Below are 8,528 nucleotides of genomic sequence, written 5' to 3'. Positions count from 1 at the left end.
AGCGGCGGTGGCTTCGGTCTCTGTCGTCATGGTTGTCCTTCGGTAGGGTTGCTGGGTGGTTCGGTAGTACGTGGATAGTGGCTGTTGGGTCAGGCCTTGTCCTGGCGGTAGTGCGCCAGCTTGTCCTCGTCGATCGCCGCGCCGACGCCGGGGACCTGGCGGGCGGCGATCCTGCCGTCCTTGATCACCAGCGGTTCGGCCAGCAGATCATCGCTCATGTCCAGGAAGTTGGACAGTTCCCCGGCCCGGCGGGAGGTTGCCTCATGCGCCGCACCGAAGGTCACCGTGGCGACGGTGCCGATCTGGGTGTCGATCTGGTTGCCCATCACGACGTCGACCCCCAGTCCCGTGCACAGGCCCAGGATCTGCTGGGCCTCGGTGAAGCCGCTGCGGGCGGTCTTGATGCTGATCGCATTGCAGCCGCCGGAGAGCAGTTCCCGGGAAGCGTCCCCCGCCGTCGGCACGCTTTCGTCGCCCACCACGGGAATCGGTGACTTGTCGACCAGGCGGCGCCGGCTCATCGCCTCCTTGGCGTCGCACGGTTCCTCCAGCAGGGACAGGCCCAGGCCTTCCGTCCGGCGGAGCACTTCGAGCGCTTCATTGGCAGTCCAGCCCCGGTTGGCGTCCAGATAAAGCTCGGTTTCCTCGCCGAGCCCCTCGCGCAGCACGTGGCAGGCCTCGATATCCAGCGCCAGCGGCCGCCGGCCCACCTTGAGCTTGAAGGTGTTGATACCGTACTCGGTGCGGAAGCGCAGGGCTTCGTCCAGCAGCGCCTGCGCCGGCTGGAAGCCGAGCATGTGCGAGACCCGCATCGAGTCCGTGTAGCCGCCGAGCAACTCGGTCACAGGAGTATTGGTGGCCTGGCCGATGATGTCCCAGAGCGCAATATCCAGGCCGCCCTTGGCTGTCTGGTTGTGGATGGTGCGGGAGAGGATCTGCTGCACCTTCTGCCGTTCCAGCGGGTCCAGCCCGACCACGGCAGGGGCGAAAATCTTGGTGACCACCGAGACAATCGAGTCCTGGGTCTCGCCGTAGGTGTAGGGGCGCGGCGGGGTGTCGGCGGTGCCGACGATGCCGGCGTCGGTGTGCACCCGGATGAGCACATGATCGGCTTCCGTGACCTGGCCGCTGGCGAACTTCAGCGGCTTGGCATACGGAATGGAATACGGAATGGCCTCGATACGCTCGATCTTCACTGGTTCAGGTCCTTTGCAGGCTGGGAAACGGAGTCCAGAAGACTAATGAAATTGGCCAGCAGCGGGGAGCGGTCATCCGCCCGCCAGGCAACGGCAAGATCCACCACCGGGGCATCGCGCAGCGGACGGAAGACCGTACCGCGGATCGCGAAGGTCCTGGTCGTCGCCGGAATCAGGGCCATGCCGGCGCCGGCCGCAACGAAGGAGAGCAGGGTGGAGGTCTCCTTGGCTTCCTGGACGATCCGGGGGAAGAACCCGGTCTTGCGGCACGCATCCAGGAAGATGCCGGTCACCGCCGAATCCATCGGGTAGGACACGAACGGCTCGCCGGCCAGCTGTTCCAGCGACAGGATGCCGGATTCCGCCCACGGCGAGTCGTCCGGGAGCGCGACCACCAGCTCATCGTGTTTGAGGAACTTCAGTTCCAGCCCCGCCGACCGCACCGGCGGACGCAGGACCGCCACGTCCAGGCTATGGTCTTCGAGCGCCGCTACCAGCTGAGGTGTGAGCATCTCGCCCTGGACATTCAGCAGGAGCCCCGGCACCTTCTCCTTGGCCTCCCGCACGATCTGCGGCATGAGCCGGTAGGTGGCCGAGCCGGTGAAGCCGACCCGCAGCACACCGCGCACCCCCGCACCCACCTGGGCAACGTCCGACTCGAGGCTGTCCAGGTCCTCAAGGATGCGGCGCCCGCGCTCAAGCAGAAGTTCGCCGGCCGCGGTCAGTTCCACCTTGCGCGTGGAACGGCTCAGCAGCCGGGTGCCCAGCCGTTCCTCGAGCTGCTTGATCTGCTGGGACAGCGGCGGCTGGGCCATGTGCAGGCGGGCGGCGGCACGGCCGAAGTGGCGCTCCTCGGCGACGGCGACGAAGTAGCGCAGATGCCTGGTCTCCATTCCGCCACCGCCCCTTCATCCTGTGATCTGCAGCACTGGTTCAAGATTAGGACGCAAGGATTAGTAATCGGAAATACTTTATTAGGGCCTATTAAGACGCTTGGCATATCAAAAGGCGGCGGCTGCTGCGTCCGTGGTCTACTGAACACAACCGCGCCCTCGAAGGAGAACCACAGTGATCTATCTGGTCCGCATGGACGTCAACCTTCCCGCCGACATGCCCGCCGAAGAGGCCGGCAGGATCAAGGCCGTGGAGAAGGAGTACTCGCAGACCCTGCAGCGGCAGGGCAAGTGGGCCGGCATCTGGCGGGTGGTGGGCGAATATGCCAACTACAGCATTTTCGACGTCGACAGCAACGACGAGCTGCACGAGATCCTCTCCGGCCTGCCCCTCTTCCCGTACATGGACATCGAGGTCATCCCGCTGGCGAAGCACCCTTCGGATATCCGTTAGGGGATCTCCCGGCGGGCCGGAAGGCCCTGGGCCGGTTACCGGCTGGCGTGTCTTGAGGACCTGTGCCAAGGTGGCGCGCATGGGAGAAATGATCCAACTTGGCAACGGCGACGGCGGGTTCGGCGCCTACCGGAGCTACCCGGAGGATGAAATCCGCGGCGCCCTGATCGTTATCCACGAAATCTGGGGTCTGGTGGACCACATCAAGGAGGTCGCGGACAGATTCGCCGCCGAAGGCTATCTGGCCCTGGCCCCCGACCTGCTGGCTGCCGGCGGGCTGGACTCCGCCGTCGTCGGCAGGCTCGGCGCCGATCTGGCGGACCCGGCCAAACGCGCCCAGGCCCAGCCCCGGCTGCGTGAAGCGACGGCTCCGCTGCACGCACCCGCGGCCGCCACCCGGATCAAGGCCGCGCTGAAGGAATCCTTCGACTACCTGGATTCGGCGCCGGAAGGCGAGGGGCGGACCGGCGTCGTCGGCTACTGTTTCGGCGGCACGTACTCCTTCGCCCTGGCAGCTGCCGAACCGCGGCTGCAAGCCGCCGTGCCCTACTACGGCAGCGCCGACCTGGGGCCGGAGGAACTGGGCAGGATCGCCTGCCCGGTGCTGGCGTTCTACGGGGAACAGGACCGGCGGCTGATGGACGGGCTGCCCGCACTGCGGCAGCGGTTCGCCGAGACCGGCGCGGACTTCCAGGCGCACGTCTACCCCGGGACGGGCCATGCCTTTTTCAACGACACCAATCCGGCGGTCTACAACCCGGCCGCCGCCGAGGATGCCTGGCGCCGGACGCTGGCCTTCCTGCACGAGCACCTCGAGTGAGGGCCGGCGGGAGAAGCACATGTGGATCGGCTGGATCGAATTCGACCTGCTGCTCGGGGATGTCCACTCGCTGAAGGAGAAGCGTTCGGTGGTCCGGCCCATCCTGGCCGAGGTCCGCAAGCGCTTCGACGTCTCCGTCGCGGAGGTGGAGCACCAGGACCTGTACCGGCGGGCCGCCGTCGGCGTCGGGCTCGTAGCCGCGGACCGCGCGCATATCGTCGAGGTGCTCGATGCCGTTGAGGGCTATGTAGCGTACCGCCCGGGCGTTGACCTGCTCGGGGCCCGGCGCCGGATTTTATCCTCCGAAGACTAAGTCAGTTTCGGGAGAGCGGGGTCGGCGGTTGCCGGCCGGCGGGTTCAGTCTGGTGGGACGAAGTAATCTTTCCCAGCACGCTACCCCTCGGCTTTGACCGACGGGCAGTGGGAGCTGGCCGCGCCGATGCTGCCGCCTGGGCCGGGGCCAGGAACGGCTGCCCATTCCTGCCGAGGCCATGGCCAGGACTCTGCCCCCGCGTCGGCCGGGCGCGTAGTGTTGCTGACGTGGCAGCCGACCAGCTCACTGTCCGTCCGATCGAAGCCTCGGAACACTCCGGGAACCTCCGTTCCCACCCCCATGCCTCATTCCTCCAGTTTCCCGAGTGGGCCAACGTCAAGCCGGACTGGAGGGCGGAAATCCTTGGCTGGTTCGACGCCGGCGGCGCCCTTCGGGGGTCCGTGCTGGCATTGCACCGCCCGGCGCCTGCGCTGAAGAAGACACTCGCCTACCTGCCGGCAGGACCGCTGCTCGACTGGGCCACGGCGGACCTTGAAGCCTACCTCGGCCCCCTGCTGGCCTACCTGAAGGCCGGCGGTGCGTTTCTGGTCCGCATGGGGCCGCCGCTGGTCCAGAAGACGTGGGCGGCGGAGACGGTCCGCAAGGCCATCGCCGCCGGCGACACCGGGCTGGTCACCACCCTTGAGCCCAAGTGCACCGATGCGGTGGCCCAATCCGTCGCCGCCCGGCTGGCCGCCCTCGGGTGGACCAAACCGCAGGTCAGCGAGGACTTCTCCGCCGGGCAGCCTGAATTCCAGGCCCGCGTCCCGCTGGCCGACGCCGCCGGGCAGCGTCTGGACACCGATGCCGTCCTGGCCCGGATGGACCGGAGCTCACGACGCCAGATCAGGATCTCCTCCCGGGCGGGGCTGGAAATCACCGAAGGCTCGGTGGCCGACCTGGCCGCGTGGCACGCCCTCTACCGCGAGACGGCCGAACGCGATGGATTCACCGGCCGGCCCGCGTCCTACTTCGAGCGGATGCTTCGGTCCCTGAATGCCGCGGACCCGGGCAGTTGCGTGCTTTACCTGGCACGGCACGAGGGCAGGCTCCTGGCTGCGGCAATCTACGTACGCAAGGGCCGCGTGGCCTGGTACGTCTACGCGGCCAGTTCCTCCGGGGAGCGCAACCTCTTTGCCCCGCGCGCGCTGCAGTGCCGGCAGGTGGCCGATTCGATCGCCGCAGGCTGCGACTGGTACGACTTGGGCGGCCTCTCGGCGACGCTCGACCAGGACCACCGCCTCGGCGGCCTGACGATGTTCAAGTCCTCGCTCGGCGGCGACGTGGTGCAGACCCTCGGCGAATGGGACTACCCGCTGAACCGCCCGCTGGCGGCCGCGTTCGACTTCTACATGAAGCACCGCAACCGGCACTAGCGATCGGATGGGTTCCATCCGGAGCGCTATGCCGTTCGTTCCGGCTGACGGGCCGGGTGCCTGCTCGGCTCGGCGGACCGTGTTCCTGGTTGGACCGGAGGCGCTGCACCAGCCGTTGCCAGGGTGGAAAGGAGCGCCTAGTATGTGCGCACAACCCCACCTTGGGGACCGGCTCCGGGACCTTCCCAACGGGTGCCGGAAACATCTTCGGATGCCTACGTCGTGGGAAGTCGTGGGCATTGGTAGCGGCCGGTGCATCGGTGGCGTCCATCGCTGTGCCTGTGCTGATCCCGGGCGAGCTGGTTCCAACCTGTGGGAACGACGCTGGCGAACCTAAGGAAAACCATGAGCGAGAATTCCCTGCCGGAGCACCCAATAGCGCCGCTGGCCGGCATCCGCGTGCTGGAACTGGGCAACTACATCGCCGCCCCGACCGCGGGACGGCTGCTGGCCGACTTCGGCGCCGAGGTGATCAAGGTGGAACGCCCCGGCACCGGCGACGAACTGCGGAACTGGCGCCTGAAGCGGGGCAACACCTCCATGCTGTACCGGACCCTCAACCGGAACAAGAAATCCGTGGTCCTTGACCTGCGCACGGAGGCCGGCCGGCAGGCGGTGCTGGATTTGGCCGGGCAGTGCGACATCCTGCTGGAGAATTTCCGGCCGGGCACGCTCGAGAAGTGGGGCCTGGGCCCCGACATCCTCAGTCAGGCCAACCCGGAGTTGATCATCACCCGGATCTCGGCGTTCGGCCAGACCGGTCCGCTGGCGGACCGGCCCGGCTTCGCGGCGGTCGCCGAGGCTTACAGCGGGTTCCGCAACCTGGTCGGCGACCCGGACCGCCCGCCGGTGCGGGTGGGGGTTTCCATTGGTGATTCCATCGCCGGGCTCTATGCGGCCTTCGGCTCCGTGATGAGCCTCTACCAGCGCGAGGCCCGACGGCGGACGTCCGGTGCCGGGGTGCCGCTGCCAGAGCGGATCATCGACGTCGCCCTCCACGAGGCCATGTTCTCGATGATGGAATCCCTGGTCCCGGACTTCGAGGCGTACGGCGTGCGCCGCGAACGGGTGGGCGGGCGGCTGGAGGGCGTCGCGCCGTCGAACGCCTACCTCTGCAAGGACGGGGCAAGCATCGTGGTGGCCGGCAATGGTGATGCCATCTTCCAGCGGTACATGCAGACCATCGGCCGGCCGGACCTGGGCACGGACCCCGGCCTGCAGACCAATGCCGAGCGCTGGGACCGGCGGGACGAACTGGACGCGGCCATCGGGGACTGGTCAGAAACGCTCACCGCCGCGGAGGCCCTGCAGGCACTGGACGCGGCGGGGGTGCCGGCCGGGCCGATCTATACGGCCGAGGACATCGCCCGGGATGAGCAGTATGCGGCCCGCAAAATGGTCCAGCGGCTGGATGTCTCCACCGGAACGGAGACGCTGCGCAACGTGGGTTTCCCCGGCGTGGTGCCGGTGATCGGCGGGGAGTCCCTGCCCATCCGCAACCTCGGTCCGGACCTGGGCGAGCATACCGAGGAGATCCTGGGCGGGCTGCTCAAGATGGACCGGGACCGGATCCAGGCGGCCACCGGCCGGGCGGAGCCGCCGCAGCCATGAGCTTTGCCTTCGAACCCCGCGCCGAGCTGCGCGATGTCACCCTGCGCGACGGGCTCCAGCTCACCGGCGCACTGCTCTCCACCAAGCGCAAGGTGGCAGTGGCCCGCGAGCTGCTGCGCCTTGGCGTGCCCGCCCTCGAGCTCGGTTCGATGGCCCGCGGGGATCTGGTGCCGCCGATGGCCAACACCCTGGACGTGGTCCGCGCCCTGTCCCCGGAGGAACTGGGGAAGTGCTGGATCTGGGTCGCCACCCCGGGACATGTGGCCAAGGCCGCGGCGGCCGGGGCGAAGAACTTCCAGTACTGCTTCTCCGCCTCCGACTCGCATAACCAGGCGAACATCGGCCGGAGCACGGACGCGAGCCTGGCCGCGCTGCCCGAGGCGGTGCGGCTGGCCCGTGAGGCCGGCGGACGGATCCAGCTGTGCATCGCCACCTCCTTCACCTGTCCCTTTGAGGGCGCGGTCCCCGAGGAGCGGATCCTGGCCATCGCCGTTGACCCGCGGGCGGAAGGCACCGAGGACATCGTCATCTGCGACACCCTCGGCCAGGCCGTTCCGGCGCAGGTTGGCGGCCTGATCGGCCGCGTGCGGGCGGAAACCCCGGCCCGGCGGATCGTCTACCACGGCCACGATACCTGGGGGCTCGGCGTGGCCAATGCCCTGGCCGCCATCCAGGCCGGCGCAGCCATGGTGGACGGCGCACTGGGCGGGCTGGGCGGCTGTCCGTTCGCCCCCGGGGCCAGCGGCAATACCGCCACCGAGGACATCCTCTTCGCCACCCGTCCCGAGTGGCTTACGCCGGACACCTTCGCCGGGCTGGTGGACCTGTCCGAGAAGCTGCTCGCGGATCTGGGCGAGTCCGGCCGTTCCAAGGCCGCCCAGGGCGCCCGGTCCACGGCGCAGGCCTTCGAATGGGTTATCCCCCGGCCCGGGCCGGACTTCGGCTAGCGGAGCCTGGCCTGGTCGTTGACCCGCAGCTGGGTCAGGGCAAGGCGCGTCAGCGGGACCTCCACGCCGAGCCGCTCGGCGACGGCCACATACTGGCCCAGCAGGTGCTCCCCTTCATGCGGGGATCCGGCCAGCACGTCCCGGTAGAGGGACGAGGTAAAGACGGAGCCCTCTTCGGTGAACATTTCCAGGCTCGCCGCGTGTGCGGCCACCGAGGCCGCGTAGCCGGCCGCATCAGCTACCCGTTCGGTTTCCTCGATGACGTCGAGGATGAACTCTTTGCCGCCCGGAGCGGCGATGATGTTCCCGATCGTGCCGCGCATCAGGCAGGTAATGGTTCCACCGGCGGTGATGAACGCCCATTTGTGCCACATGGAAGCGAGGATGTCGCCGGCCATTTCCGCACGGAAGCCCGGTACCGCCAGCTCCCGGCCAATTTGCGCAATACGTTCGGTCGGTTGCCTGTCCTGGGCGCCGAAGGTCAAGGACGCGTGCGGTTTCATCTGGAACACCGCCCCTTCCGGGGTCACGGTGCACACCACGCGGACGATGCCGCCCAGCACGATGTCCCGGCCGAACCGTTCATTCAGGGTTTCCAGATGGGCCAGGCCGTTGAGCAGCGGCAGGATTGTCGTCCCTGTTCCGACCGCCGGAGCAATGTCCTCGATCGCTGTGTCCAGGGACCAGGCCTTGACCATCAGCAGGACCAGGTCATAGCTGCCATCCAGTTGCCCGGCGGTGACGGTGCGTACCGGCACCGTCTCGTCATAGCCCGGCCCATAGACCCGGAGCCCGCTACGCAGCTGGCCGGCCCGGTGCGGATGCACCAGGAAGGTTACGTCGCGTCCGGCCTGGGCCAGCCGGGTCCCGAAATATCCCCCGGTTGCTCCAGCCCCGACAATCAGTATTTTCATCACC

9 protein-coding genes are annotated in these 8,528 nt (G+C 68.0%); 6 read left to right on the top strand and 3 right to left on the bottom strand.

All coding sequences use genetic code 11. The annotated features are described in order from the left end of the window. Positions 1-89: 89 nt before the first annotated feature. Together LVY72_RS08850 and LVY72_RS08845 are read right to left on the bottom strand one after the other, a co-directional pair. On the bottom strand, positions 90-1,196 hold the full coding sequence (locus LVY72_RS08850; protein ID WP_237819856.1) for an enolase C-terminal domain-like protein: 1,107 nt from the start codon (positions 1,194-1,196) through the stop codon (positions 90-92). After that, positions 1,193-2,089 (bottom strand): LysR substrate-binding domain-containing protein, encoded by an 897-nt coding sequence (locus LVY72_RS08845; RefSeq protein ID WP_237819854.1) that lies wholly within the window; start codon positions 2,087-2,089, stop codon positions 1,193-1,195. Before LVY72_RS08845 ends, LVY72_RS08850 begins: the two co-directional genes overlap by 4 nt. Before the next feature lie 175 nt (positions 2,090-2,264). Here LVY72_RS08845 and catC point away from each other — a divergent pair, with 175 nt between their 5' ends. The 6 genes from catC to LVY72_RS08815 all read left to right on the top strand — a co-directional run bounded on the left by catC (position 2,265) and on the right by LVY72_RS08815 (position 7,610). After that, a complete protein-coding gene (catC, locus tag LVY72_RS08840) occupies positions 2,265-2,543 on the top strand; it encodes a muconolactone Delta-isomerase (RefSeq protein ID WP_237819851.1) in 279 nt (92 codons plus the stop codon). Positions 2,544-2,622: 79 nt separating this feature from the next. Beyond that, positions 2,623-3,363, top strand: coding sequence for a dienelactone hydrolase family protein (locus LVY72_RS08835; RefSeq protein ID WP_237819849.1), 741 nt, complete (start codon positions 2,623-2,625; stop codon positions 3,361-3,363). 19 nt (positions 3,364-3,382) lie between these two features. Then, the gene (locus LVY72_RS08830) at positions 3,383-3,676 is read left to right on the top strand and encodes a DUF503 domain-containing protein (protein WP_237819846.1); all 294 of its coding nucleotides are present in this window, start codon (positions 3,383-3,385) and stop codon (positions 3,674-3,676) included. A 227-nt stretch (positions 3,677-3,903) separates the two neighbouring features. Then, positions 3,904-5,052 (top strand): lipid II:glycine glycyltransferase FemX, encoded by a 1,149-nt coding sequence (locus tag LVY72_RS08825; RefSeq protein ID WP_237819843.1) that lies wholly within the window; start codon positions 3,904-3,906, stop codon positions 5,050-5,052. A gap of 345 nt (positions 5,053-5,397) precedes the next feature. Next, complete coding sequence (locus tag LVY72_RS08820; protein ID WP_237819840.1) at positions 5,398-6,663, top strand: CaiB/BaiF CoA transferase family protein; 1,266 nt, start codon at positions 5,398-5,400, stop codon at positions 6,661-6,663. Continuing rightward, positions 6,660-7,610 (top strand): hydroxymethylglutaryl-CoA lyase-like TIM-barrel protein, encoded by a 951-nt coding sequence (locus LVY72_RS08815; protein ID WP_237819837.1) that lies wholly within the window; start codon positions 6,660-6,662, stop codon positions 7,608-7,610. The genes LVY72_RS08820 and LVY72_RS08815 overlap by 4 nt, the downstream gene beginning before the upstream one ends. Here LVY72_RS08815 and LVY72_RS08810 read toward each other — a convergent pair. Further along, entirely contained in the window at positions 7,607-8,524 is a 918-nt protein-coding gene (locus tag LVY72_RS08810) for a 2-dehydropantoate 2-reductase (protein WP_237819835.1), read from the bottom strand. The genes LVY72_RS08815 and LVY72_RS08810 overlap by 4 nt on opposite strands. Positions 8,525-8,528 lie beyond the last annotated feature (4 nt).

It is taken from the genome of Arthrobacter hankyongi (assembly GCF_022012395.1).
In the GTDB taxonomy this organism is placed as follows: domain Bacteria; phylum Actinomycetota; class Actinomycetes; order Actinomycetales; family Micrococcaceae; genus Crystallibacter; species Crystallibacter hankyongi.
This window is presented reverse-complemented; position numbering and strand designations above follow the sequence as displayed.